The organism is Mesorhizobium sp. M0633 (assembly GCF_040320645.1).
In the GTDB taxonomy this organism is placed as follows: domain Bacteria; phylum Pseudomonadota; class Alphaproteobacteria; order Rhizobiales; family Rhizobiaceae; genus Mesorhizobium.
The window spans coordinates 20,481-44,830 of the sequence record NZ_JAMYQC010000030.1; the positions used below are offsets into that span (position 1 = coordinate 20,481).

The following is a 24,350-nucleotide window of genomic DNA, read 5'->3' on the forward strand; positions in this document are numbered from 1 at the left end:
ACGCATCGGCGTTAACCAGGCGTGCTGTTGCGCGCAACGGGCCGGCGCCTTACATCGGTGACGATCCGCTTCTCCCGCCCACCCAGCGAAAGTTTGCCCATGCCGTCAACCGTCGACCTCGCCGCCCATCCGCTGACCGCATGGCAAGGGCCGCTCGGCCTGCCCGATTTCACGCGCATCGGCGACGGCGATTTTTCTCCGGTCTTCGACGCGGCCCTGAAGGCGCATGAGGCCGAGATCGAGGCGATTGCCGGCAACACCGGGATACCGACGATCGAAAACACGCTTGCCTCGCTCGAGTTTGCCGGCGAGGCGCTCGACCATGTCTCCTCGATCTTCTGGTGCCGCGCCGGCGCCCACACCAATGAGGCGATCCAGGCGCTGGAGCGCGACATCTCGCCAAAGATGTCGCGGCATTACTCGGCGATTTCGATGAATGAGCGACTGTTTGCCCGCATCGACGATCTCTATCAGCGCCGCGAGGCTTTGAAGCTCGATGCCGAAACGCTGCGGGTTTTGGAAAAGACCTGGAAAAACTTCGTCCGCTCCGGCGCCAGGCTCGACGCCGAAGGCAAGAAGCGGCTTGCATCGATAAACGAGGAGTTGTCGTCGCTCGGCACCAATTTCGGCCAGAACGTGCTTGCCGACGAGCGCGACTGGGCGTTGTTCCTCGACGAGGCCGACCTGGCCGGCCTGCCGGAATTCCTGAAAAGCTCGATGGCGGAAGCCGCCGAGATGCGCGGCCAGAAGGGCCGCTACGCCGTCACTTTGTCGCGTTCGATCTACGAGCCGTTCTCGACCTTCTCAGAACGCCGCGATCTGCGCGAGACGGCGTTCCGCGCCTTCATCATGCGCGGCCAGAATGGCGGCGCCACCGACAACAGCGAAGTGGTGCGCGATATGCTGCGCCTGCGCGCCGAGAAGGCGAAGCTGCTCGGCTATCCTTCCTACGCCGCATTGAAGCTCGACGATACTATGGCCAAGACGCCGGAGGCGGTGCACGCGCTGCTCGATCCGGTCTGGGAAAAGGCGGTGGAAAAGGCCGCAAGCGACCAGGCCGAATTGCAGCGGCTGGCGGCCGAGGCCGGCAGCAACGAGAAATTCGCTGCCTGGGACTGGCGCTTCTATCAGGAGAAGCTGCGCGCAGAGAAATTCGCCTTCGACGAGGCCGAGCTGAAGCCGTACCTGCAGCTCGACCGCATCATCGACGCCTGTTTCGACGTGGCGACACGATTGTTCGGCATTTCTTTCGAAGAAAAGAAGGGCATTGCCACCTGGCATCCGGACGCCCGTGTTTTCGTCGTGAAGAATGCCGACGGCAGCGAGCGCGGCCTGTTCCTCGCCGACTATTTCGCGCGGCCCTCGAAGCGCTCCGGCGCCTGGATGAGCGCGCTGAAATCCGGTTATAGGCTTGGCCCTGGCTCCAAGCCGGTCATCTACAACATCATGAATTTCGCCAAGCCGCCGGCCGGCGTGGCAGCCTTGCTGTCGGTCGATGAGGCCAAGACCCTGTTCCACGAATTCGGTCACGCGCTGCACGGCATGCTGACCGACGTCACTTGGCCGTCGGTCGCTGGCACCTCGGTCAGCCGCGATTTCGTCGAGCTGCCGTCGCAGCTCTATGAACACTGGCTGACGGTGCCGGCGGTGCTGGAAAAGCATGCGCTGCATATCAAGACCGGCAAGCCGATGCCAAAGGCGCTGGTCGACAAGATGCTGGCGGCGCGCACCTTCGGCGCCGGCTTCGCCACCGTCGAGTTCACCGCCTCGGCGTTGGTCGACATGGCCTATCACGCACGCCCGGATGCGCCGGACCAGCCGCTTCGTTTCGAAGCCGAAACGCTCGAAAAGCTCAATATGCCCGACACCATCGCCATGCGTCACCGCACCCCGCATTTCGGCCATATCTTTGCCGGCGATGGCTATTCTGCCGGCTATTACTCCTACATGTGGTCGGAAGTGCTTGACGCCGACGCGTTCGCCGCCTTCGAGGAAACCGGCGATCCCTTCAATCCGGCGCTGGCCGAGCGGCTGCGCAAGAACATCTACGCCGCCGGCGGTTCAAAGGACCCGGAAGAACTCTACACCGCCTTCCGCGGCAAGATGCCTTCCCCGGAAGCGATGATGGCCAAGCGCGGGCTGGTGTGATGCATGCCCGCTCTTGTCACCGTTCCTTTCCATCCTGATTGATGTCGGCTGTCATGGCGTCGGGTTGCGCACCGCCTGATCCGGTTTCCGCCGGTCCCGCTCGGCCCCGTTGACCGTTCGCGTCGTTGAGGTGACTGCACTTAATGCGGTCTCCATCGTTCCGGCCGAAGGAGCCGCGTTCATGGCGGCGCTACGGGCTGTGCGGGGGTAGGCAACGACAGCTTGCCCGCTATGCTGATCGGCCGCTGCCGCATCTGGACCGCGGCTTGCGACGACTACTAGTGGCTCTGCACAGGGATTATGACTCGTTGGCGGTGGGCTTTGGATAGGATAGGCTTTGGCCAATTTGAGGCGGGCCTGTTCGGTCGAGAACATCCCGTTGATGCGGGCGCCGCTGGCGCCTCGCTGGTTTTCCCAAGCGGCGATCTCGGCAAACAGGCTGTCGCGACTTTCGATGCGGCGGTCGAGGTACCGGCTACGCAGGATGCCGATCTCGATCTCGACCATGTTGAGCCGGCTCACGTGTTTGGACCTGTCATGGAACTCCAGCCGTCGCAGGATGCGTCGCGCCTCTGACGCCGGCAGGGCCTGATAGAGCGCGGCGTGTGGGTCGGCAGACTAACGAGCACCACCCTGACGCGGTCGGCCTGGGGGTAATGAATATCGAGGAGGTCGCGCATGCAGTGGCAAAGTCTTGTGCTGCGCGCTCGGTGACCTTGACCTTATGCAAGGTCGGTGTCACCGCGCCTTCTGTCCATAAGATGGTGCTCATCCTCGAGCGGGCCGGATTGATCCGCAGGCGACCCGGCCTCGCGCGCAGCATTGAACTGCTCGTCGAACCCAATATCCTACCCACGCTACAACCCATCGAACCCGCCGAATCCTCTGTGCAGAGCTACTAGACGGAATGCTGTGATATCAGGAGCACCCACTGCCAATGACCGAACAGGAAATGATTATCAACGCGTTGGGCGTCGCTCCCAGTGTTGACGTCGCGCTGGAAGCACGCCGGCGTATCGACTTTCTCGGCACGTATCTGCGTGCATCGGGCCTCAGCACCTATGTGCTGGGGATCAGCGGCGGGGTGGATTCACTCGCCGCGGCCCTTCTGGCTCAACGAGCCGTCGAAGAACTGCGAACGGCTGGATATGACGCCAAATTCCTGGCCGTTCGGCTCCCGTATGGCAACCAGGCCGACGAGAGCGACGCCCAGCGGGCTTTGGACACCATAGGGGCGGACGAAGTGTGCCGGGTCGACATCAAGCCGGCTGCCGACGCAATGCTGGATTCGATCAAGCGGGCTGGTGTCGAGTTCGGCGACGCCGGCCGCGAGGATTTCTTGCTTGGCAACATCAAGGCGCGTCAGCGCATGATTGCCCAGTTCGCGCTCGCCGGTGCCAGCCGAGGACTGGTCATCGGCACCGACCATGCGGCCGAGGCACTGATGGGCTTCTTCACCAAGTTCGGCGACGGCGCCGCCGATATCCTTCCTCTTTCGGGGCTAAACAAACGCAGGGTGCGAGCCTTGGCCGCGCATCTGGGCGCTCCGCCCGAACTCGTCGACAAGACCCCGACCGCCGACCTGGAGAACCTTGTCCCGCTTCGTCCTGACGAGGATGCATATGGCGTCACGTATGAACAAATCGACGATTTCCTCGAAGGCAAGGAAATCGACGAGGCCGCGCGAACGCGGATTCTTCATGTACATTCCAGCACGGCACATAAGCGCGCGCTTCCGGTGACAGCGATTGCGCTAACACTCTCGCCATGACGGCACGGGCAAACAGTTCCATGATTCCGCTTCGTGGCCAGCGCCTCGTGGAGATTGCTTCCGCCATTTGGCAACCGCGAGTCTCGCGCGACAGCTGTTCGTGCTCGGTCAGCTCCAAGCGGGCCCAGATCCTGCTCGCTGCCAATGCCGGCCTGGGCGACGAGGCCATCGCCGCCACGGTGGTGGTCGGCGGCTCCACGGTCTACCGCACCAAGCGCTTCGTGGAGATAGGCCTGGAGGCGGCGCTCAGCGGATTGATCCGCAGGCAATCCGGCCTCGCGCGCAATATCGAACTGCTCGTCGAACCCGAAAGCCTACCCAGAGCTCAGCTAACCCATCAAATCCTCTGTGCAGAGGTACCAGGGCAATAAAACTCTCTGTCGCGAACTGGCAGCCCCGCCAACGGAAGGCGGGGCTGGTAAGTTGATTGTCCCGGCAAGCTTTTTTGCCAGGGCGATTGGCCTAGGCAGGCACAAAGCCAAAATAGGCTTTGTAGGAAGCCCCCTCGCCGGAAATCAGGGGTGTTTCCACCTTGAACCCAATCCCGCTGAAGGTGGTATTGTTCGTGCGTGCAGCGAGCAACACCATCTGCTTTGCGGAGATGGTTACTGTCGCGCTCCCGATCCTGTCATCGCCCCAATCGAAGAGATCGCTGATGGCGCCGCCGATCGATGGCATCAAGGATCCCAGGGCCGGGCCGGCTATCGCGGCAATGATAGGTCCTGCCACCGGAATGAGGCCCAAAGCGAGCGTGCCCGCCGTATGGACGCCCATGACGATCTTCTGCACCTCGTCCTTGTATTTGTTGGGGTCGCCAAAATCGTTTTCCATCAGCACCGTGCCGATATTGATGCCGTAAGGCTTGCCTCGATAGATTTCCATAAGGTCGGGTCTTGTATCTCCGGCATCGACGTCGCCATAGACCTGGCTGCGCTTGGTGTCGGCGATCTGCGGCGTTGTCACGCTGACGATGACATAGGGTTCGTCCGCACTCGATCCCTGATCCCAGTCGGTCTCGCCGAAGCAATGGAGGCCGGTATAGTGGACGACGACATCTCGAAGGTCGATCGCGTCGGTGTCGGGCCACCAGTATATGCCGCCGTTTTCAAACAGATTGGCACGGCCACCATCGGCAAATTCGGTCTCGTCGGTCGTGGGATATCCCAGATATGACTGTTCCCAGCCCAGGCTCTCCCACTTCTTGCGGATGTCACCGTACACCACGTTGGCTCCTGTGTTCGGTGTCCAGTAGATCGAGCCGGCATTGGCAAAATGGTTGTAGCGCCCGACGCCGTCGGGAGTTCCGGTTTCGTCGGTGACCGGATAGCCGAGAACCGAGCGCTCCCAGCCCATTGCTGCCCATTTGCCGCGAATTGCCCCCCAAATCGCTTGAGCACCGGTATTCGGTGTCCAGTAGATCGAAGCGGTATTGTTGTTGAAGTGATTGTATCGGCCGACGCCGTCGGGAGTTCCGGTTTCGTCGGTGCAGGGAATGCCCCACGCGAGACCGCCAAGCGCAATCCACTTCCTGTAGATTTCGCCATGGATCTCAAAGGCGTCGTGCATGGCATCGTTGTAACAAATGCATGAGCCGTTCTTGAGATACCAGGCTTTTCCAGTGTCCTTCCTGTCGATCTCGGCGAAGCCGGCGCCTCCAAGGGAGTTGTACTTTTGCTGTATGACAGCTTCGGGCGAGAGGAGCGACCAAGGCCCGATCCTGAGCTGGTCGGAAAGTCTTGTGGCTCCAGCCCGGATGGTGCCGCCACGCACTCTCGAAGTTGCTCTGGCAGTATACGGCATGACCTTTTCCTTCCTGTGAGTGTTGGTGTCGGGGGCTTCAGGCCTCCGGCGATCGGTTTTGATCGACGGGCCGAGGTTCCCAGACCGCGACTTACGGACGGCTTACAGAGTTCCGAGCTGCGCCAGAGCAATTCCAGGAAAAATCTGGAACGGTTTTCCGTCCGGAATTGCGCAAAAATAAAGAGATAGAGCGGTTCGGCGTTTCGGTGAAACAATGACCGGTCTAGAGAAGCGGGCGCACGAGCGAACGCAGCAAAGGCGAGGGCTCGTCATCGCCGGTCGAAGCGAGCGCGCGTTCATAGCGCCGGTAATCCTCGATGGCGCCGGCATGGTCGTTTCTGGAGAGGCTCTCCTGGATGAGCGTGCCATGGAGTTTGGCCGATTCCGGGTAGAAATCGAGCGCACGCCGGCACGCTTGGCGTGCCCGATCTGCGTTGCCTTGGCTCTGCCAGTGTTTGGCGACCCGCACGGCAAGCTCGACCAACCCGTCCCGCACCCGGTCGGCCGCGGCGTTCGACCAGGCGGGCGTCGGGCCATTCGAGAAAAGCGGGCCGACAAAGCCTTCCAGCAGTTTCTCCTGCTCCTCGATTGCGCTGTCTCTTTGGCCCGACAGAACGGGTTTCAGCCGGTCTTCCCAATCCTGCAGATCGATCCAGACCTTGTCGGCAGCGAGCCGCAAACGGCCCTCTCTCAGCGTTACGAGCTCGCCTTGCCCGAGCAATTTGCGCAGACGATGCAGCGCCTGCTCCAAGGCCGCTTTGGCCTGGTCGCCGTCGAGGTCGGGCCAGAGCCAATCCTGCAGGGTTTCCACCGAACAGACCTGATCCCTCGACAGGCAGATAATGCGCAATATGTCGAGAGCGCGGGTAGGTTTGGCACCGGGCGCGACCTCGGCACCATCGATCTCGAGGCGGAAGCCTCCCATCAAGTGGATCCTGAGCGGCCAAGGCCACTGGACGGGTCGGCCAGCGGGCGGGACCAGATATCGCGCCCGAACGACGCGGCGGCAGAGATCGACGTCGATCTTTCGCTCCAGCGCATCGGCGACCAGATCGGCCAATAGGTCCGGCAGGTTGAGCAGGATTGCGGAGGGGTTGACCTGGCGCAACACCTCCATGAATTCAGCCAGACGAGTGCCATAGGACGCGCCGCCTTTCCACTTCTGCTCCAGGGCCCGAGCGGCCAGAATGTTGAGTTCGACCCGCTGGCGAGGGCCGCCGCTCAGCCTTTCGACGATCTCCTGGAGTAGCGCAATGGCCTCCGCTGGACGCCGATCGGCCAGCAGGACCTGGTATTTGGTGACGTAATGCGGCCAGCGTTCGATCATCGGCTCATTCGCCCGCTCGATCGCATCCATGAAGGCATCGCAGTCGAGATAAGCCTTGACGAAGTCGCCGTTGCGCGTGTGCATCGCCGCGTGGCAGTCGGCGACTACAGCGACCTGGGTTGTGAACCTGCTGTCCGCGATCTCGCCCAGCCGGGAGACGAGCGCATTGAATTCCGAGAACCTGTTGTGAAGCTTCATCAGCAATTGAAGCTGATAGAGCGCGCTGAACTCGACGCCCCGTAAGGCGTGCTGCTCGCCTATCGCCGTTGCGCGTCGCAACGCATCCTCGGCCGAGGCATAGACAAAACCGCGCCGCGAATAGGGGAAGTAACGGCCGCTGGCCGAGCCAAAGGACACCAGCCACATGCCGAGCACCAGCGGCGGGATATCCGGATGTTCGAGATCGGCGGCAACGCTGTCCACGGCATTGGCAAAAATGTCGCGCTGCCCCGACGAGGTCGCGTAGTCGATGAGCGCTTCGCTTGCCAGCAGGCGCAACTCGACCGAATCCTCGATCGGCAGATGTGTCAGGCGCTGCTGGATATCCATCACGAGGCGCTTCGCGTCATGGGCGTCGAATTCGCCAGGTTCGGCGAAATCGACGGCCCGCAGGATGCCGAGCCTGACCATCATGAGTTCCTCCGGATCCAACTCCGGCAATCCCCTGGCAAGAACCTGTGAGGCTCGGCGCGTCCAATCCGCCAGCCCCTCATGCGTACGCCAGCTGGCGGTCTTGACTACGACCGCCCGCGCGACCGTCAGGCATTGGCCGCGCATGTCGGTGTTCTCGAATGCTTGCCATGCCTTGGAGAAGTGCGGTTCGGCCTTCGCATCGTCCGATGCGAAGGCGACGCCCAGCCAATAATGGACCCACCCGTCCATCTGGTCAGGGGGCAGCCTGTTGCACCATTCGACGAAGCTGGCCCTGCGCCCTTGCGAGAGAACGCCGTTAGCGCATTCCAGAATGAGCTGGCGTGCCAGCGGCCAGGCGCCCGCCTGCAACGCCAGCACGATTGCCGCGTCGGTTTTGTCTGCCTCGTGCAGGACCTTTGCTGCCTGCTCGCGCAGCCTGGAACGGTCCGCTTCCGTCACGCGCCGGTCCAGTAGGCCGGCAAGGTATTCGCGCAACAAATCATGCAGCTGGAAGGCGGCGCCGCCCGGACCGTCGCGGGTGATCAGCAGCTGGCGATGCTGCAGCCGCACCAGCAGGCGAGCAGCCTGCGGCGAGCCCAGGAACGCATCGGCAAGCTCCGTGCTGATCTCCGGCAGAACGTTGAGCCTGATAAGCAGATCCTGGTCCTCCGGCGCGATGTCGCGCAGGAAATAACGTCCGACAATCTCCCGAAGGCCGGCGCCTCCGGCGAGGCCGGTCTGCGAAAGCGGGTAGTACATTCCGGCGTTGGCCAGCAGGAGAAGGCCCACCGCCCAGCCGCGCGCCTCCGAAATGTCGCCGACCTCGGACGGCGATTGCGAGCGGGCGGTGACGAGGTTGCGAGCCTCCCCAGGCGAAAACTCCAGCAGCGTTTGGTTGAGCACCGGCAACTGTCCCGACAGCACGAGGTCGGCGACGTCGCCCTCAGGCAGCATCCGCGATGTGCAGATGCAGCGGACAGTGTTGGGGCGTTCGCGCAACAGGATCGCCAGCGTCCGGCGAAAGCCTGGCGCATCGGCACGATGCAGATCGTCGAGGACCAGGATCGTGCCCGGATCAAGCCGCGAGAAATAGGTGCGGAAGAACAGCCGCGCGAAATCGTCGGAATTGTCGGCATATTCCGGACCAAAGACCGGCATGCCGGCATGCCTGCCGTCGAGCGACAGCGTCAGATAGTGGAAAAGGCGCGCAACGTCCTGGTCCTCGGTGTCGACCCGATACCAGTTGTACGCCGATTCGCCTTGCTTCAGCCCGCCTTGTTCCAGCCCGCCGTGTTCCAGAAAGTCGATCACCGCGGTGGTCTTGCCGTATCCACCAGGCGCCGCCAGCCAGCATGCACCGCTGTCGAGGGCCTGCGAAAGCAGCGCCACTACGCGCGGACGGCTGACAATTCCCACTGGCCGGGGTGCCGAGAGCTTTGCTATCTCGCGCGGCGCGTCCCGGAAGTATTTATCCATTGTGAGGACTCTCGCAGCGCAGTCGCCTCGCCAAAACAGGTAATCGGTTCGCCCGCAACAACAAATCGCCGGCCGGCGTTGTGCTCGCCTGACGTGCCGTTCTCGCCGGCAAGGTCGCGCCTATCCCTTGTGCGACATGATATGCGAAACCCCGACACTCACGTCGGCGGTGTGTCTTGCCATCACTGCGTTCATTCGCATTGCAATCGCCGCATAGCCGTTTCGTTCGTGGTCGGTAACTTCCGAGGGCTTGAAGAGCCAAGGAAGGGGTGCAACCTGCGCGTCGGCGAAATTGGCCGGCAGGTTCGATGGCAAGGCCTTTTTCCCTAAAGGCAGCTCTAGCCCAAGGTCGCTAAATTCGTCCTCGAGGCTGGCGTGCAGATGAGAAAGCACCACATAGATCGCCAGCTTTGATCTAGTCCTTTCTGTGTTGTTTTGGTTGTACTCTTGAAGAACCTCATCGAACGATGGCGCTACGTCGCTTTCCGCAGCGGTAGCTCGTGTTGCAACAGCACCGGCCAGGGCAGTCGCTGCCATTCCTGTAAGACCTACAAAATCACGCCTTGTCGTGCTGGTCATGGTGAATTCCCCTCGGTTTTGAAGACGGACCAAGTCTGGCAAGGACGAGGCGCAGTGGCAATAGGCCGCATACGCTACTGGTGTAGAGGGTCTTTACGTCGCCGATGTGAATCCACCCGGCAACGATAGTGCCAAGCCGCCAGCAGGCCTGCAATGCGTTCGCGAGCTTCGTCTGAGAGACGCCGCGAATCCAAGGAGGATTTCCTTGGAATTCATCCAGGCAAAGGGTCGGAAAAAATCCGCTGGTGGAGCTGAGGAGGATCGAACTCCTGACCTCGTCATTGCGAACGACGCGCTCTCCCAGCTGAGCTACAGCCCCGTCCAGCGGATGGGGCTTTTATCGGCCGCTGCGGTTTCCTGTCAAGGCTGCGCTTGCTGCCGAAATGCCGCTCGGCCGTTCGTGCGCCCTCGCCCATGCGGCAGAAGGCGGCTCTTGCCGCTTTCACCTACAGTGGCTACATGTCGGGCGTTCGCAAGGAGCAACCGATGATCGCAGTCTTTTATACGCTGCATGCCGCGATTAATATCTATTGGTACATTGTGATTGGTGCGGCTATCTTCTCGTGGCTTTACGCCTTCAACGTCGTCAACTCGCGCAACCAGCTTGTCGACTCTATCGGCAACATGCTTTATCGGCTGACCGAGCCGGCATTGCGGCCGATCCGCCGCGTCCTCCCGGACCTTGGCGGGATCGATATCTCGCCGATCATCCTGTTGCTTGCGCTGACATTTATCAGCGTGTTCCTAGACACGACCGTTCAGCCGATGTTCGGTATCGGATCGATGTGAGTCACGAGACGAACCGTTTCTTTCGACTTCGCGCCGACGGCATCGACCTGTTCGTCCGGCTGACGCCGAAAGCGGCGATGGACAGGCTGGAGGGCATGGAAACATCGGTGGATGGGCGAAGCTATCTAAAAGCCCGCGTCCGCGCCGTGCCGGAAAACGGAGCCGCCAATCGAGCGCTGGAAAGGCTGGTAGCTAAGGCGCTTGGCGTGCCGGCATCGGGCGTCTCGATCGCCGCCGGCGGCACCGCTCGGCTGAAGACGGTCCGTGTGCTTGGCGATACTGCGGCGCTAGCGAAACGCATCGATACGCTGGGCACGTCTGCGCCATGATCTCGGCTCGCTCACTTACCCCGCAAAAAAGGCCGGGCTGCAAAGCCCGGCCAGATGTGAAGGTCGAAAACCTTCAGAGGGGAACGCGCCGGACGAATGGGAGGAAACATCCGACGCACATTGCATATGGGTTGGCGTCGACGACGTTTCAATGAGGTCGGGGGAACCACCTTCGCGAACAGGCTTTTAAACATTTCGACTATCTGATCAGCAGCTCGACGCGGTCGATCCGTCCTATCGCGACCGATGCGGCAGGACACCAACCGCAACCCCGCCCGAAAGCTCAATATGACCGCCACTCGAGTCCTATTCTTCGATGTTCTGGGAACCGTCGTTGATTGGCGCAGCGGTATCGCAAGGGAGGCCGGCTCCTTCCTGGCGCGAAACGGTGCACAGCAGGTCGATCCCGGTGAATTCGCCGATGCGTGGGCGTCGCGCTATGACGCCTCGACCGAGGCGGTGCGGACGGGGCACCGGCCTTTCGTTTCACTCGACGTGATCAACAGGGAGAATCTGGACGCCACCCTCGTCCAGTTCGGGCTGGCCCCATCCGAGCTGCCGACCGCCGAACTTGAGGAACTCAACCTCGCCTGGCGCCGGCTGGAGCCGTGGCCCGATTCGCTGAAAGGCCTTGCGAGGCTGAAGGAACGCTTCATCATCGTGCCCTTGTCAGGGGCCAATACCCGGCTGTTGCTGGATATGGCCAAGCGCGCCGGCCTGCCTTGGGACACCGTCCTTGGCTCGGATGTGTTCGGCACCTACAAGCCTGCGCCGCAGGCTTATCTCCGTGCAGTGGAGATCCTGGGGGTGCGACCTTCGGAGGCCGTGTTAGTCGCCGCGCATAATGACGACCTGGCTGCGGCGCGAAGGTGCGGTATCGGAACCGCCTTTGTTGCTCGGCCAAAAGAGCATGGCCCGGCGCAGACGACCGATCTCTCGCCTCTTGAGAGCTGGGACTTTGTGGCCGACGACCTTGTCCATCTCGCCCACGTTCTCCCGTAGGCCGAGGGCAGAAAACCTAAGCGATGTCGTCGCGGATGCAGGCCTTCAGATGGCCCTCGGCTGTCGCCCTCAGCGGCGGTACAGCCCCGGCGCAAGCTTCCAGCGCAAACGGGCAACGGGTTCGGAAAACACAGCCCGACGGCGGGTTTGCCGGGCTTGGAATATCGCCCTTGAGCACTTGTCGGTCTTGCCTGGCCAGCGGATCGAGCGATGGAATGGCTGACAGCAGCGCGCGCGTGTAGGGATGCTGCGGCCGGGCATAAAGCTCGGCCGCCGGCGCAACTTCCATGATGCGCCCGAGATAGAGCACGATGACCGTGTCGCAGATGTACTCGACGACGGCCAGATCGTGCGAAATGAACAGCATGGTCAGGCCGAGCCGGAGCTGCAGGTCGCGCAACAGATTGATGATTTGCGCCTGGATCGAGACGTCGAGTGCCGAGACCGGCTCGTCGGCAACGATGAATTCCGGCTCGAGCGTCAGCGCCCGGGCGATGCCGATGCGCTGGCGCTGGCCGCCCGAAAATTCATGGGCGTAGCGGTCATAGGCGTCGACCGGCAACTCGACCGCGGCAAGTGCCTTCTCGGCCTTCGCCCGCCGCTCGGACTTCTTGCCGATGCCTTGAATGTCCAGGCCTTCGGTGAGGATCTGCCCTATCGTCATGCGCGGCGACAGGCTGGCGAAGGGATCCTGGAAAATATACTGCATCTTGCGGCGCTGGCGGCGCAACTGGGCGGCACCCAGCCTGGTGATGTCGGTGCCGTCATAGTTGATTTGGCCGGATGTCGGCTCGATCAGACGCAGCACCGAGCGGCCGATCGTCGTCTTGCCGGACCCGGATTCGCCGACCAGGCCGACCACCTGGCCACGCCCGATATCGAAGGAAATATCCTCCAACGCCCTTACGACGGGTCCGCGCGAGAACGCTGTCGGCGCAAAATGCTTGGCCAGGTTTTTGACAGCGAGGAAAGGGGCGTCGGCCATCAGAGCTCCTCCCAACGCAGGCAGCGGCTTTGCTGGGTCGGCGTCGCCCCAAACAAGGGCGGGACCGCGGCGCGGCAGGCAGCGATAGCCATCGGGCAACGCGGCGCGAAGGAACAGCCCTTGGGCAGCAAGGCGAGCGACGGAACATTTCCGGCAATGGTGGGGAGCGGCGTCCCCGCCGCCTTCAGCGCCGTGGCCTGGCCGAGCCGCGGCACCGAGCGCATCAACCCTGCGGTATAGGGATGACGCGGACGGGTGAACACTTCGCTCACCGGACCTGTTTCGACGATACGCCCGGCATACATCACCGCCACCCGGTCGGCGATTTCGGCGACGACTCCGAGATTGTGGGTGACGAACAGGATGCCCATGCCGCGCTGCGCCTGCAGGTCGGCCAAAAGATCGAGGATCTGGGCCTGTATGGTGACGTCCAGCGCGGTCGTCGGCTCGTCGGCGATCAGCAAGCCCGGATCGCAGGACAGGGCCATGGCGATGGTGGCGCGCTGGCGCATCCCGCCCGAAAGTTCGTGCGGATATTGCCGCGCCCGCCGCTTCGGATCGGGAATGCCGACCTGCGCCAGCAGCCGCACCGCGTCTGCTGCTGCTTCGCGGTGCGACTTGCCGAGATGGATGCGGATCGGTTCGGCGATCTGCTCGCCGATCGTGTAGACCGGGTTGAGGCTGGTCATCGGCTCCTGGAACACCATGCCGATCTCGTTGCCGCGTATCTTGCGCAGCGACTCGGCATCGAGGCTGGTCAGTTCGGTGACCGTGCCGTTCTTGCGCCGCAGCGCGATCGACCCCTCTGCGATATGTCCGACCCTTTTCGGCAAGAGGCCGATGATCGACAGGCTGGTGACGGACTTGCCGGATCCGGATTCGCCGACGAGCGCCACCGTCTCGCCGGAGCCGATCGTCAGGTCGACATCCGTTACCGCCGCGATGTCGCGCCCCGCGATGCGGAACACCGCGCGCAGGCCGGAAATCGAGAGGATCGGCGCGACACTCAGCGGAGCAGCCCCACGTCGCGAAGGATCATGTCGACCTTCGCGGTTTCCTCGTCGTTCAGGCTGCGTTGCGGCCGCGCCATGGTGTTGGAGGCAATGATGCCGAGGCTCTTCATCGCCGCCTTGAAGGCGCCGACGCCGGCCGAGCCGGCGCTTGTCCTGCCGAGCGAGATCCAGACGATCTCGAACAGCTTCAACAGCCGCTCCTGCTCCAGGCGGGCTTCGGCATGCTGGCCCGCCTGCGTCAGCTTCCACAGCCTGACATAACCATGCGGGTCGACATTGGCGAGCCCCGGCACGACGCCATGCGCACCCATCGCCAGCACGCTATCGACCAGTATCTCGGAGCCGGTCATGCCGAAGAAGCCGGGGTCGTCGGCCATGTCCTTGAGCACGTAACGCAGATTGCCGTCATCGCCGCTGGAATCCTTGATGCCCGCGATGGCGCCTTCCCTGGCGAGGCCGACCGTGGTCTTGCGCTCCAGCTTGACGTGGACGCAGACCGGGATGTCGTAGGCGATGACCGGAATGTCGATCGCATCCTTGATATAGCGGAAGTGGTCGCCGATCTCCGGCTGGCTGGTGCGGGTATAAAACGGCGCGGTGACGACGATGGCGTCGGCGCCGGCCGATCTGGCGATCCGGGCGTGGTTGATGACGCGGTCGGTCGTCGGGTCGATGACCCCGGCGAAGATCGGAACCCGGCCGTTATTGACCTTGACCGCGTGCTCGAGGACGGCCCTGCGGCCCGCCTCGTCGTGGAAGACCACCTCGCTGGTCGAGCCGAGCACGAACAGCCCGTGAACGCCGCCGTCGAGCAGGTTCTCGATGGTGCGGGTGAACGACGGAAAGTCGATGCTGAAATCGGCATTGAGCGGGGTGACGACAGGTGGCACGACGCCGGTAAACAGGGGCATTTTGATGAACCTTTGAGGTCAGTTGAGATCGGAGCGGGGGTCGAATGCGTCGCGCAAGCCGTCGCCGATGAAGTTGATGGCGAGCACGGTGAGCACCAGTGCGGCGCCCGGGAACATCCATTGCCAGGGGTAATTTTCAAGCACGACGGTGGAGCGGGCGAGATTGAGCATGTTGCCCCAGCTGGCTTCGGGCGGTGCGATGCCGAGGCCGAGGAAGGACAGGCCGGCCTCGAGCAGGATGGCGTTGGCGATCTGCAAGGTGGCGTAGACGACCAGGATATCGATGCAATTGGGCAGGCCGTGCCGGAACAGCAGATGCGGCAGCCCTGCCCCCATGCCGCGGGCGGCAACGACGAAATCGCGCTCGCGCAGTTCGAGCAGCCGGGCGCGTACCATGCGCGACAGCACCGGCCAGGAGAGCAGCGAGATCACCAGTATGGTCGGCGCGATGCCGGTGCCGGCGATCGAAGCCAGCACCAGCAGGAAGATCACCGGCGGCAGCGTCATCGCCAGATCGACCAGGCGCATCACCGTGCCGTCGACGAGGCGCCCGCCAAAGCTGGCGACGGCGCCGACCAGGAAGCCGATGACGGTGGAGATGGCGACCGAGCTGACGGCAACCAGCAATGAGATCCGCCCGCCTTGCAGCAACCGGGCCATGACGTCGCGCCCGACGCCGTCGCTGCCCAGCCAATGAATGGCCGACGGCGCCTTGTTCATTGCTCGGAGGTCGATGGTGTTAGGACCGAACGGCCACCACAAAGGATACGTCGAAACCGCCAGCAGGATCGGGATGACGATCAAAAGCCCGGCACGCGCCGCGCGGTTTTCAAAAAAGCGGTCGAGCGCGCGGCGAAGCGGGCCTTTGGTTTGCGGCACGGCTGTCGGGTCAACTGTAGGATCTGGCGCCGTGATTGCCATCATGCCACCTGAATGCGCGGGTCGACGACGGCATAGACGACGTCGGTCAAGAGGTTGACCAGGATGACGCAAACGCCGATCACCAGGGTAGCGCCCATGATCACCGGGTAATCGCGGGTGCCGACGGCGTTGACCAGAAGCAGTCCCATGCCCGGCCAGTTGAACACGCTTTCCAGGAAGATGGCGCCGCCGATGGCGATGCCGACAGTCGAGCCGATCAAGGTAATGACCGGCAAGAGCGCATTGCGGGTCGCGTGCTTGATGATAACCCAGAACTCGCGCACGCCCTTGGCACGCGCCGTCCGCACGTAATCCTGGTTGAGCACTTCCAGCAGCGAGGCGCGCATGTAACGCATGATCAGCGCGGCATGGCCGACGGACAGCAGGCAGGCGGGCAGGACGAGGTGCGCAAGCACATCCGTCGCCGAGAACGGCGCACCCGCGGTCTGCATGCCGCCGGACGGCGCCCAGCGCAGCAGCACCGAGAAGAAATAGAGACCGAGCAGCGCTGTCAGAAAAGCCGGGCTGGAGATACCGATAAACGACAGCACCGACAGCGCGATGTCGGATGGTTCGTTACGGCGCACCGCGCTGAAAATGCCGGCGGAAATGCCGAGCACGATGGCGATCGCCAGGCCCGTACCCATCAGCAGCGCCGTCGGGCCGATGCGTTCCATGACCAGTGGCAGCACGGCAACGCCGCTGCGCTGGATCGAATAGCCGAAGTCACCGCTCAGCGCCGCGCGCAGCCAGGCGAGATATTGCACGGGAAGCGGCCGATCGAGCCCGAGCCGTTCGCGCAGGCCCTCGAGGTCGGAAGCCGACATGGGGACCGATGGGTTGATATAGGCGTCGATCGGATCGCCCGGCGCCAGCCGCAACAGGATGAAGATGAGGACGCTGAGCGCGACCAGCATCAGCAATCCTGTGGCGCTGCGGCGGGCGATGAAGCTCAACATGGGCTTTCCGTGGCGGTGGCAGGCGGCGCCAAAGTGGTCCCGCCTGCTCGCTTGGTTGCGGGTTTCTTACTGGATGTCCCAGCGCTCGGGGTGAGCTGCGTAGGGGCCGCCGCCCGGCGCCGGCGTCCAGACGAAGTCATGCAGCTTGTTGGAGGCTACGCCATAGCGGTTGGCCACCCACAACGTCGCCCAGGGTAGCTCCTTGTTCATCACCTTGCAGACCCCCTGCCAGGATTGATCGAGCTTGGCCGGATCGGTTTGGCCTAGCGCGGCGTCCAATGCGGTGCTCAGATCGTCGAACTCGATGCGCATGGTGTTGAAGCCTGCCGGCGGGATCTGCGACTTGTTGAGGCCGGGATTGAGGCCGGCCGGGTTGGGGCCGTTCTGCAGGCCGGCATAGACCATCGGAAAGGCGTTCCAGTCCGGCGTGCCTTGCTTGTAGACGATGCCGTTGTAGGTCGGCGTATCGACGACCCGCGGCACCACATTGATGCCGACCTCGGCCAGCATCGACTGGACAGCGGCCATCACATTGGCCGCTTGCGGCGAGCCGTAATAGGTCAGCAAGGTGATCGGCTTGTCGCCGTTGATCTTGTCCCAGCCGGCCTCGCTCAGCAGCGCCTTGGCCTTTGCCGGATCGTAGGCATAGGGTTCGAGGCCTGCGGGAACGAGATGCGGCGCGACATAGCCGCAATTGGCTGGCTCGGCGGCACCGCCGTAGAGGCTGTCGATGATGGCGTTGCGATCGATCGCGTACATGATCGCCTGGCGGACACGGATATCCCTAAACAGGTCGACCTTCTGGTTCAGGCCGATATAGTTGACCACGTACGAGGCACCTTCGATCACCTTGAAATTGCTGTCGCTCTTGAACGATGCCGCATCGTCGGGCTCGACATAGGTGAACTGGATTTCGCCGGCACGGAGTGCGGCAACGGCCGCCGCCGGCGACTCGAAATAGCGGTTGATGAGCACGTCTACCTTCGGCTTGCCGCCGCGATAATCGTCATCGGCTGCCAGTTCGACATATTGGTCGGTCACGTAGCGCTTGAACTTGAACGGGCCGGTGCCGACCGGTGTGGTCGACCACCAGGTGCTTGTCGCCAGCGATTCCGGCGGCAGAGCGGCCAGGGCATGCTCCGGCAGGATCATCAGCTGCGAGAGGATGGATAGAAACGAGCCGTTCGGTTTCGATAGCTTCACCACTGCGGTGTGGTCATCCGGGGCATCGACCGAGGCGATGTTGGCGAGGCGGGCGGCAAACAGGCTGCCGGAGGCCTTGTTCTTGGCAAGCTCGAGGGTGAACTTGACGTCCTTCGAGGTGAACGGTTTGCCGTCATGCCAGGTCTCGTTGACCAGGTTGAACGTATAGCTCAGCTGGTCGTCGCTGATCTTGTAGTCCTTGGCGAGGTCGCCTTCGATATCGGCCAGCCCGGCATTGTAGATGACCAGCGGTTCAAAATAGGTGCTGAGCCAGGTGTAGCCGCCGGTCGCCACCAGCGGGTTGAAGTTCTTGGGAAAACCGCCGGGGCCGACGTCGAAGCCGCCCGCAATGGTCTTGGCGCTTTGTGCCTGGACACTGGTCAATGGGGCAATGCTGGCGAGCAGCAGCCCGGCGACTGAGAATGCGATGGTCCTGATACGCATGGTTTCCTCCCTTGGCATAGTCAGGTTGTTCTTCAGCTTGTTCGGTTTTTTGCGATAACCTGCTGGATCCCCCGGTAATGGTCGTCGAGCCGCCGACGCGCCTGGTCGACATCCTTGGCGGCGACAGCCTCGACGATCTCGTGATGGTCGCGCCATGTCGCCAGCGGCGTCGGATTATCGAGATTGGTGAAATTCGAGGCCTTGTTGAACGCCGTCCAGAAGATGTCGATCAGCGCGCTCAGCATGTGATTGTTCTGGCAGCGGAACAGCAGCTGATGGAATTGCTGGTCCTCTTCGGCGAAGCTCTCATGGCGCTCGGCACGTTGCCGCATGCGCTCGGTCAACTGGCGCAGCGCCTCGATGTCCTCGGCACTGATCATCTCGATCGTCTTGGCGATGAGGCCGGTTTCCAGCACGCGACGGATTTCGCGCAGCTCTTCGACATCGCGCAGCGAATCCTGCAAACCGTAGGCCAGGTTATCCAGCAGCGGCTTGAACGAGAATTCCTTGACGAACACGCCGATGCCGCGTCGCGTCTCCAGGATGCCGATCGATTCCAGCGCCTTGATGGCTTCCCGCACGGAGTTGCGGCCGACGCCGAGCCGCTGCGCCAGGAACGTCTCCGGCGGCAGGGGATCGCCTGCCTTGAGCTGGTTGCTTTCGATATAGGCCCTGAGGCTTTCCTGCACGGTGACGTGAAGCAGCGGCGGTCTGCTCAACGGTTCGATCGACTTCAGTTCCGCCATCCCACTGCCTTCATCATCCGCTGAAGCTTGCCCGCCGCTTGTCGTATAGCCACTTGTAGGATATCCTGCAAGCCCATAACAAACCTGCTGCCTCCGAATGAAGATTACCCTCGCCGGCTCGAGCCACTGGCACGCCGAAATACACCTCGACGCCGCACGCTTTTACGGCACGGAGATCACCGGTATCTGGGACGAGGATCCTGGCCAAGCGCAAGCGTTCGCCGCGCATCACGACCTGCCGTTTATCGAAGATTTCAAGGAGATACTCTCCAGCCCGCCGGATGTGATCCTGTTGATGGGGCACCCTTCGATGGTGCCGGCGCGGGCACGTGCGATCATCGCGGCAAGGATACCGCTGATCCTGGAGAAGCCGGCGGCCAGCCATACGAGGGAACTGATGGCGCTGCGCGACCTTGCCAGGCAGCACCAGGCTTTTGTCGCTGTTCCCCTGCCCAACCGTTTCGGGCCGGCCGTTGCCGGCCTTGAACGGCTGCGCCGGCAAGGTCGCGCCGGCCCCGTGGCGCATTGCCAGTTCCGGCTGGTCAACGGCCCGCCGCAACGCTACATCGCCTACGGTGTCGCCTGGGTGCTCGACCCGGCGGTTGGTGGCGGGGGTGCGTTGAGGAATCTCGGCATACACGGCGTCGACGCGGCACTCAGCCTCGCAACCGGCAAGCTCGGCCTGAAAAGCGTTTCGATCGCGAACCGCATCCATCCCGGCCCGGTCGAGGATCACGCACTTCTGGTGCTGGAAGACGAAGCCGGCGCGCTGTTCATCGTCGAGGCCGGTTACACCTTTGCTTCGATGCGCCCCGGCGGTGACTTCGAGTGGCGCATCGTCAGTGCCAATGCCACCCTCATCGATCATGGCGACCATGTTATCTGCGCAACGCTCGACGACGCGGCAATCGTCGACTTGCCGGTCGAACTGCCGGCAACGCGCTATCGTCTGTTCATGCGCGATACGCTTGACCGGCTGGCCAGAAAGGCGCCTCCGCCGGTGTCCATCGAAGATTATGTTGCGGCGATGTCGCTGATCGACGCCGCTTATCAAAAGGCAGGACCATGATTGGAATAGGAATTATCGGCGCCGGCGATTTCGGCGCAGCCCATGCGCGGGCAATCCGCGAGGTTGGAAATATTCGCCTCGTCGCCGCCTCTCGAGGAAATGCCGACGCACTGCAGCAATTCACCGCTGAACATGGCGGCCGCGGCTACGCGGACTGGCGAAGGCTGCTGGACGACAAGGAGGTCGATGCGGTCCTCATTGCCAGCCCGCACCATCTCCATGCCGAAATGGCCATCGGCGCGGCAAAGGCCGGCAAGCATATCCTGCTCGAAAAACCGATGGCGCCGACGGTGGCTGCCTGCGATGCGATCAACGCCGCCGTGGCCAAGGGTGGCATCAAGCTGATGGTCGCCCACCTCATGCATTTCGCCCTGCCCTGCATGGCGGCCAGGCAAATTCTGGAGGAAGGCGAGCTCGGCCGGCCGCTCGCCGGATCGAGCTGGATCATCAAGCTGTGGATGGAGCACAATCGCCGCGACTGGCATCTGCGCAAGGCGACCGGCGGCGGCATGCTGTTGACGGCCGGCATCCACGCGGTCGATCGCCTGGTCTGGCTGATGGATGACGATGTCGTGTCGGTGAGCGGCATGCTCGGCGCCAAGTTCCATGACCAGGAAGCAGACGACAGCGCTCTGCTCGGATTGCGCTTCGCCGGCGGCGGCATCGGCCAGGTGCAGAGCGTCGGCTATCGCACCGGCGCCACCACCTATGCCATGGATCTGGTCTGCGAGCGGGGAACGCTGCGCATCGACATGGACCGCGGCACCATGCTTGGCCGCGAGACGGTCTGGACCGAGCTGCCCGGTTCCTTTGAGCCGAACTGGATGCATAACGCGCTGGTGCGCGAATGGAACGCAATGCGCGATGCCATTGCCGATGACACGCCTGTGCCGGTCGACGGCATCTATGCGCGCAAGATCATCGCTATTATCGAGGCTGCCTTCGCGTCGAACGAAACCCGCCGCGAACACGAGATCGCCGGTGGACGCTGACCTCGACGACCATCTGGCCCGCTTGCCCGCACACGCACCGCGCGGCATCTGGGGCGCGGTGATGCTGGCCATCGACGATCGCGGAGCGATCGACTGGCAGGCGACGGAAGAGACGATCGCCCGACTCTGCGCCTCAGGCGTCGACGGCGTCTATTCCAATGGCACGGCCTGCGAATTCCATTGCCAGACCGAGCCCGAATTCGACCGGCTTTGTGAGTTGGTCGCAACCATAGCCGGCCGCGCGCGCCTTCCTTTCCAGATCGGCATCAGCCAGTCCAATCCGCGCGTTGCGCTGGAGCGACTGACGCGGGTCGCCGGACTTCGCCCGGCGGCGGTGCAGTTCACGCTGCCCGACTGGTGGCCGCCCAGCGACGACGAGGTCATGCGCTTTGCCGGCGGCCTGTGCGACGCCGCGCCTGAAACGCCGCTGGTGCTCTACAATCCGCCGCACGCCAAGCGCCACCTGACGCTCGACGGCATCGCCAGTCTGCGTGCGGCCGTGCCATCGCTGGTGGGCGCCAAGCTGCCGGGCGGCGACGCCGGCTGGTATGCCGACATGCGCCGCAAACTGGACGGATTTTCCGTCTTCGTCCCCGGCCACACGCTGGCAGCAGGCTATGCTGGAGGGGCCCATGGCAGCTATTCCAACGTTGCCTGCCTCAACCCGAAGGGCGCGATGATGTGGTGGCAGATAATCCGCACCGACATGGCCGCCGCTGCCGAGGTCGAGGCCCGCACAAAGGCCTTCCTCGCCGCACATGTCCTACCGTTTCGCACCCGTTACAATGTCGGTGATGCAGCACTCGATAAGGCGATGGCGGCGGCCGGCGGCTGGGCGCCGCTCGGCCCACGACTGCTCTGGCCCTACAGCTCCGTTCCCGATCAGGAAATACCGACGCTGGCCAGGGCGGCTCACGCGGCTTTCCCGGAATGGTGGTAGACCTGTCACCAAGGCGCGGGACGACGGAGGCTCTTCAGCAGCCGGCGCGTGCTCCCTGTGTCGCGCGTGACGCAAACGCCCCCGGCTGAGGGACATCGGCCTCGCGCCGTGCCAGCGAATTGCGCAGCAGTGCGATCGCCTCGCGGCTGGCGGTCGCAATCTCGCGTGGCCTGTCGATGCCGACGATCATGAACTCCTTGATCCCCAAAGCGGCGTAGGAAAGCAGCGAAAGCGCGACCTGCGCCGGCGGCCCGGCAAGTTCGAGCGCCTTCTGGCAGGAAGCGGCCGGTTTGTCTTCCGAACGGATTCGGACGGGAAGCGCGAAACGCAGCTTGCCGGCCCGGCCGTGTTCGGCAGCAGCGCCGCGTACGCGCTCCATTGACTGGCGGATTTCTGCAAGTGAGCCAGGCGCCAGCTCGAACACGTCCGCATGCCTGCCCGCGACCCTGAGCGCAGTGCCCGACTGCCCGCCCATGCGGATGGTCACATCGGCACCATGCGGCCCCTTGCGCGGCACATAGCCGCCTTTGATGCTGTAAAAGGTGCCTTCATGGTCGAACGGCCTGTCGTTCGACCACAACCGCTTCAGCAGCACCAGATATTCGTCGATGCGTTGCCAGACCACCGTATGGCCGGCCGGACGTGCCTCGGCATCGTCGTCGCTCAGCGGCTCGCTGAGCATCCTGAGCGACAGCCGGCCACCGCTTCTCGCGTCGAGGGCAGCGAGCTGCCGCGCCGCCACGGTTGGTTCGATCACGCCTGCCCAATGCGTGAGCACGACCTCCAGGGACGAGGTCCGGTCCAGCGTCTGGGCGGCAAGGTCCATATTGGTCAGCAGCCCGGCCTGGTCGTCGATGACGATCTTCCGGAATCCGGCATCCTCGATCAGTGACAGCTTCGTCGCGGTCTCGACAAAGTCGTAGAAAAAGCTGGCGTTGGTGGCGTGGATCTTACCGGGAACATGCGTGAACTCGATTGGCATTGCCATCTCCTCCATCACGTTGGAATCAGGGCGCGCAAAAGCGCACCGACATTCGGTTCATCAACTCCGGAATTTCTGCAAACGGCAGGCCGCTGTCCCGAGGAAGCCTCGATGATCAGAGCCTTGACAATCAGGGGATCAGCCCCAGTACCACTGCCCCGGTGAATACAAACGCAAGGGCAAAGACGAGATAGGCGAAAGCGCCGGCATAGGCCGGCCGCCACACCTGGTCGGAACCCAGCCTTTGGCCTTTGCGGGCAGTCTGAGCGTTCTGGCTATAGGACATATCGACCTCCGTCTCGGCGCTTAATCTATAAAATCAGTAGACTTTGTCGAGTGCTATTTTCGCGCGATCCTTAGAACAATTTTCTCCAAATGATAGACACATTAGTGCTTTTACTGCTTAGCGCTGCCTTTCGAGGCATGCCAGGGTGACGGCAGGAAACGTCAGGTCCATGTGTCTGTGGCTCCTTGGCCATCCAATGGATGAGGGATAGCATCGCTTCAGCGGAAAGCCGCGACGTCACGGCAAGGCAGCAGGGAGCAAACCATGGGCACAAGACTGGCCGGCAAGGTCGCCATCATTTCGGGCGGCGCGACGGGAATGGGCGGTGCGGCCTCGGAGCTTTTCGCGGCCGAGGGCGCCAAGGTGGCGATCGTCGACCGCAACGGCGAAGCGGCGGCGGCCACCGCAGCGGCGATCAGGCAACGCGGCCATGTCGCCGAGCACTGGGTCGCCGACGTATCGGATGAGGCGCAGGTCGAAGCGGCGGTGAAGGGCGCGACGGAAAAATTCGGCCCGGTCACGGTTCTGTTCAACCACGCCGGCACCCTCGTCATCAAACCCTTCCTGGAGACCACGCTGCAGGAATGGGACTGGCTGCATGCCGTCAATGTGCGTTCGATGTTCCTGATGACGCGTGCCGTGCTGCCCGGCATGATCGCCGCCGGCGGCGGTTCCATCGTCTGCACCTCGTCGATCTCGGCGGTGGCGGCGACGCCGATGGAGGTGCTTTACGACACCACCAAGGGCGCCTGCCATATGTTCGCGCGTGCCATCGCCGTCGAGTTCCGCGACCGCAACATCCGCTGCAATGCGGTCTGTCCAGGCTTCATCAGGACACCGCATGGCCTGCGCGAGGTCGCCGATCTCGACAAACTCGGCGTCGATGTCTCCGACGCGGCAATGGCGGCGCAACAAGGGCGGATCGGCGAGCCGGAAGAGGTCGCGAAGGCAGCCCTGTTCCTGGCCAGCGACGAGGCCAGCTTCGTCAACGGCGCCCATCTGTTCGTCGATAACGGCTTCACCGCGATGTGAAAGGCGAAGCGCC

The 24,350-nt window shown here is 63.0% G+C and carries 22 protein-coding genes, 1 tRNA gene and 2 pseudogenes; 11 read left to right on the forward strand and 14 right to left on the reverse strand.

Features of this window, described 5'->3' with window-relative positions:
- The first annotated feature begins 93 nt into the window (after positions 1-93).
- Positions 94-2,148 (forward strand): M3 family metallopeptidase, encoded by a 2,055-nt coding sequence (locus NKI47_RS26170; RefSeq protein ID WP_352594147.1) that lies wholly within the window; start codon positions 94-96, stop codon positions 2,146-2,148.
- Positions 2,149-2,475: 327 nt separating this feature from the next.
- On the opposite strand, the pseudogene NKI47_RS26175 reads toward NKI47_RS26170, so the two are convergent.
- Positions 2,476-2,872: pseudogene (locus NKI47_RS26175) on the reverse strand (transposase); the annotation flags it as partial.
- Here NKI47_RS26175 and NKI47_RS26180 point away from each other — a divergent pair.
- From NKI47_RS26180 to NKI47_RS26190, 3 genes and pseudogenes are all read left to right on the forward strand, one after another.
- The gene (locus tag NKI47_RS26180; protein WP_352470727.1) at positions 2,859-3,050 is read left to right on the forward strand and encodes a hypothetical protein; all 192 of its coding nucleotides are present in this window, start codon (positions 2,859-2,861) and stop codon (positions 3,048-3,050) included. The pseudogene NKI47_RS26175 and the gene NKI47_RS26180 sit on opposite strands and share 14 nt — an antisense overlap.
- 35 nt (positions 3,051-3,085) lie before the next feature.
- Positions 3,086-3,919, forward strand: coding sequence for an NAD(+) synthase (gene nadE, locus NKI47_RS26185; protein WP_352594111.1), 834 nt, complete (start codon positions 3,086-3,088; stop codon positions 3,917-3,919).
- A gap of 116 nt (positions 3,920-4,035) precedes the next feature.
- Positions 4,036-4,170: pseudogene (locus NKI47_RS26190) on the forward strand (IS630 family transposase); the annotation flags it as partial.
- 211 nt (positions 4,171-4,381) lie between these two features.
- Here the strand turns inward: NKI47_RS26190 and NKI47_RS26195 are convergent.
- From NKI47_RS26195 to NKI47_RS26210, 4 genes are all read right to left on the reverse strand, one after another.
- Positions 4,382-5,719, reverse strand: coding sequence for an LGFP repeat-containing protein (locus NKI47_RS26195; protein WP_352594112.1), 1,338 nt, complete (start codon positions 5,717-5,719; stop codon positions 4,382-4,384).
- A 223-nt stretch (positions 5,720-5,942) separates the two neighbouring features.
- Entirely contained in the window at positions 5,943-9,155 is a 3,213-nt protein-coding gene (locus NKI47_RS26200) for an AfsR/SARP family transcriptional regulator (protein WP_352594113.1), read from the reverse strand.
- Between the two features lie 120 nt (positions 9,156-9,275).
- Positions 9,276-9,734: a hypothetical protein gene (locus NKI47_RS26205; protein ID WP_352594114.1), complete on the reverse strand. Its 459-nt coding sequence runs from the start codon at positions 9,732-9,734 to the stop codon at positions 9,276-9,278.
- A gap of 243 nt (positions 9,735-9,977) precedes the next feature.
- Positions 9,978-10,053, reverse strand: a tRNA-Ala gene (locus NKI47_RS26210).
- A gap of 167 nt (positions 10,054-10,220) precedes the next feature.
- Between NKI47_RS26210 and NKI47_RS26215 the strand changes: the two genes are divergently transcribed.
- The 3 genes from NKI47_RS26215 to NKI47_RS26225 all read left to right on the forward strand — a co-directional run bounded on the left by NKI47_RS26215 (position 10,221) and on the right by NKI47_RS26225 (position 11,854).
- Positions 10,221-10,523: a YggT family protein gene (locus NKI47_RS26215; RefSeq protein ID WP_292657287.1), complete on the forward strand. Its 303-nt coding sequence runs from the start codon at positions 10,221-10,223 to the stop codon at positions 10,521-10,523.
- Positions 10,520-10,852 carry a DUF167 family protein gene (locus NKI47_RS26220; RefSeq protein ID WP_352569478.1) on the forward strand — a complete coding sequence of 111 codons (333 nt, stop codon included), beginning with the start codon at positions 10,520-10,522 and terminating at the stop codon, positions 10,850-10,852. The genes NKI47_RS26215 and NKI47_RS26220 overlap by 4 nt, the downstream gene beginning before the upstream one ends.
- A 246-nt stretch (positions 10,853-11,098) precedes the next feature.
- Positions 11,099-11,854, forward strand: coding sequence for a haloacid dehalogenase type II (locus tag NKI47_RS26225; RefSeq protein WP_352569477.1), 756 nt, complete (start codon positions 11,099-11,101; stop codon positions 11,852-11,854).
- A gap of 16 nt (positions 11,855-11,870) precedes the next feature.
- Here NKI47_RS26225 and NKI47_RS26230 read toward each other — a convergent pair whose 3' ends face one another.
- The 7 genes from NKI47_RS26230 to NKI47_RS26260 all read right to left on the reverse strand — a co-directional run bounded on the left by NKI47_RS26230 (position 11,871) and on the right by NKI47_RS26260 (position 19,036).
- Positions 11,871-12,839, reverse strand: a complete 969-nt coding sequence (locus NKI47_RS26230; protein WP_352594115.1) for an ABC transporter ATP-binding protein — start codon at positions 12,837-12,839, stop codon at positions 11,871-11,873.
- Positions 12,839-13,849, reverse strand: coding sequence for an ABC transporter ATP-binding protein (locus tag NKI47_RS26235; protein WP_352569617.1), 1,011 nt, complete (start codon positions 13,847-13,849; stop codon positions 12,839-12,841). The genes NKI47_RS26230 and NKI47_RS26235 overlap by 1 nt, the downstream gene beginning before the upstream one ends.
- A complete protein-coding gene (locus tag NKI47_RS26240; RefSeq protein ID WP_352594116.1) occupies positions 13,846-14,763 on the reverse strand; it encodes a dihydrodipicolinate synthase family protein in 918 nt (305 codons plus the stop codon). The genes NKI47_RS26235 and NKI47_RS26240 overlap by 4 nt, the downstream gene beginning before the upstream one ends.
- A gap of 18 nt (positions 14,764-14,781) precedes the next feature.
- A complete protein-coding gene (locus NKI47_RS26245; RefSeq protein WP_023678168.1) occupies positions 14,782-15,687 on the reverse strand; it encodes an ABC transporter permease in 906 nt (301 codons plus the stop codon).
- Complete coding sequence (locus NKI47_RS26250; RefSeq protein WP_023678169.1) at positions 15,684-16,643, reverse strand: ABC transporter permease; 960 nt, start codon at positions 16,641-16,643, stop codon at positions 15,684-15,686. The genes NKI47_RS26245 and NKI47_RS26250 overlap by 4 nt, the downstream gene beginning before the upstream one ends.
- A 66-nt stretch (positions 16,644-16,709) precedes the next feature.
- Positions 16,710-18,290, reverse strand: coding sequence for an ABC transporter substrate-binding protein (locus tag NKI47_RS26255; protein ID WP_023678170.1), 1,581 nt, complete (start codon positions 18,288-18,290; stop codon positions 16,710-16,712).
- Between the two features lie 32 nt (positions 18,291-18,322).
- Entirely contained in the window at positions 18,323-19,036 is a 714-nt protein-coding gene (locus NKI47_RS26260; RefSeq protein ID WP_031212077.1) for a FadR/GntR family transcriptional regulator, read from the reverse strand.
- Positions 19,037-19,133: 97 nt separating this feature from the next.
- Here NKI47_RS26260 and NKI47_RS26265 point away from each other — a divergent pair, with 97 nt between their 5' ends.
- The 3 genes from NKI47_RS26265 to NKI47_RS26275 are packed head-to-tail and all read left to right on the forward strand — an operon-like array spanning position 19,134 to position 22,037.
- The gene (locus NKI47_RS26265) at positions 19,134-20,105 is read left to right on the forward strand and encodes a Gfo/Idh/MocA family protein (RefSeq protein WP_352594117.1); all 972 of its coding nucleotides are present in this window, start codon (positions 19,134-19,136) and stop codon (positions 20,103-20,105) included.
- On the forward strand, positions 20,102-21,097 hold the full coding sequence (locus NKI47_RS26270) for a Gfo/Idh/MocA family protein (protein WP_023678173.1): 996 nt from the start codon (positions 20,102-20,104) through the stop codon (positions 21,095-21,097). The genes NKI47_RS26265 and NKI47_RS26270 overlap by 4 nt, the downstream gene beginning before the upstream one ends.
- A complete protein-coding gene (locus NKI47_RS26275) occupies positions 21,087-22,037 on the forward strand; it encodes a dihydrodipicolinate synthase family protein (protein WP_352574553.1) in 951 nt (316 codons plus the stop codon). Before NKI47_RS26270 ends, NKI47_RS26275 begins: the two co-directional genes overlap by 11 nt.
- 34 nt (positions 22,038-22,071) lie before the next feature.
- On the opposite strand, the gene NKI47_RS26280 is transcribed toward NKI47_RS26275, so the two are convergent.
- On the reverse strand, positions 22,072-23,019 hold the full coding sequence (locus NKI47_RS26280) for an LLM class flavin-dependent oxidoreductase (protein ID WP_352574551.1): 948 nt from the start codon (positions 23,017-23,019) through the stop codon (positions 22,072-22,074).
- Positions 23,020-23,149: 130 nt separating this feature from the next.
- Positions 23,150-23,305: a hypothetical protein gene (locus NKI47_RS26285; RefSeq protein WP_023678176.1), complete on the reverse strand. Its 156-nt coding sequence runs from the start codon at positions 23,303-23,305 to the stop codon at positions 23,150-23,152.
- Between the two features lie 264 nt (positions 23,306-23,569).
- Here NKI47_RS26285 and NKI47_RS26290 point away from each other — a divergent pair, with 264 nt between their 5' ends.
- Positions 23,570-24,337: an SDR family NAD(P)-dependent oxidoreductase gene (locus NKI47_RS26290; protein WP_352470743.1), complete on the forward strand. Its 768-nt coding sequence runs from the start codon at positions 23,570-23,572 to the stop codon at positions 24,335-24,337.
- Positions 24,338-24,350: the final 13 nt, after the last annotated feature.

Bases quoted from the DNA above. Each gene is read 5' to 3' on its own strand.
- NKI47_RS26240 (WP_352594116.1), bottom strand. From the start codon at position 14,763: ATGCCCCTGTTTACCGGCGTCGTGCCACCTGTCGTCACCCCGCTCAAT.
- NKI47_RS26285 (WP_023678176.1), bottom strand. From the start codon at position 23,305: ATGTCCTATAGCCAGAACGCTCAGACTGCCCGCAAAGGCCAAAGGCTG.
- NKI47_RS26245 (WP_023678168.1), bottom strand. From the start codon at position 15,687: ATGATGGCAATCACGGCGCCAGATCCTACAGTTGACCCGACAGCCGTG.
- NKI47_RS26290 (WP_352470743.1), top strand. From the start codon at position 23,570: ATGGGCACAAGACTGGCCGGCAAGGTCGCCATCATTTCGGGCGGCGCG.
- NKI47_RS26225 (WP_352569477.1), top strand. From the start codon at position 11,099: ATGCGGCAGGACACCAACCGCAACCCCGCCCGAAAGCTCAATATGACC.
- NKI47_RS26250 (WP_023678169.1), bottom strand. From the start codon at position 16,643: ATGTTGAGCTTCATCGCCCGCCGCAGCGCCACAGGATTGCTGATGCTG.
- NKI47_RS26265 (WP_352594117.1), top strand. From the start codon at position 19,134: ATGAAGATTACCCTCGCCGGCTCGAGCCACTGGCACGCCGAAATACAC.
- NKI47_RS26195 (WP_352594112.1), bottom strand. From the start codon at position 5,719: ATGCCGTATACTGCCAGAGCAACTTCGAGAGTGCGTGGCGGCACCATC.
- NKI47_RS26270 (WP_023678173.1), top strand. From the start codon at position 20,102: ATGATTGGAATAGGAATTATCGGCGCCGGCGATTTCGGCGCAGCCCAT.
- NKI47_RS26200 (WP_352594113.1), bottom strand. From the start codon at position 9,155: ATGGATAAATACTTCCGGGACGCGCCGCGCGAGATAGCAAAGCTCTCG.
- NKI47_RS26280 (WP_352574551.1), bottom strand. From the start codon at position 23,019: ATGCCAATCGAGTTCACGCATGTTCCCGGTAAGATCCACGCCACCAAC.
- nadE (WP_352594111.1), top strand. From the start codon at position 3,086: ATGACCGAACAGGAAATGATTATCAACGCGTTGGGCGTCGCTCCCAGT.
- NKI47_RS26215 (WP_292657287.1), top strand. From the start codon at position 10,221: ATGATCGCAGTCTTTTATACGCTGCATGCCGCGATTAATATCTATTGG.
- NKI47_RS26260 (WP_031212077.1), bottom strand. From the start codon at position 19,036: ATGGCGGAACTGAAGTCGATCGAACCGTTGAGCAGACCGCCGCTGCTT.
- NKI47_RS26255 (WP_023678170.1), bottom strand. From the start codon at position 18,290: ATGCGTATCAGGACCATCGCATTCTCAGTCGCCGGGCTGCTGCTCGCC.
- NKI47_RS26230 (WP_352594115.1), bottom strand. From the start codon at position 12,839: ATGGCCGACGCCCCTTTCCTCGCTGTCAAAAACCTGGCCAAGCATTTT.
- NKI47_RS26205 (WP_352594114.1), bottom strand. From the start codon at position 9,734: ATGACCAGCACGACAAGGCGTGATTTTGTAGGTCTTACAGGAATGGCA.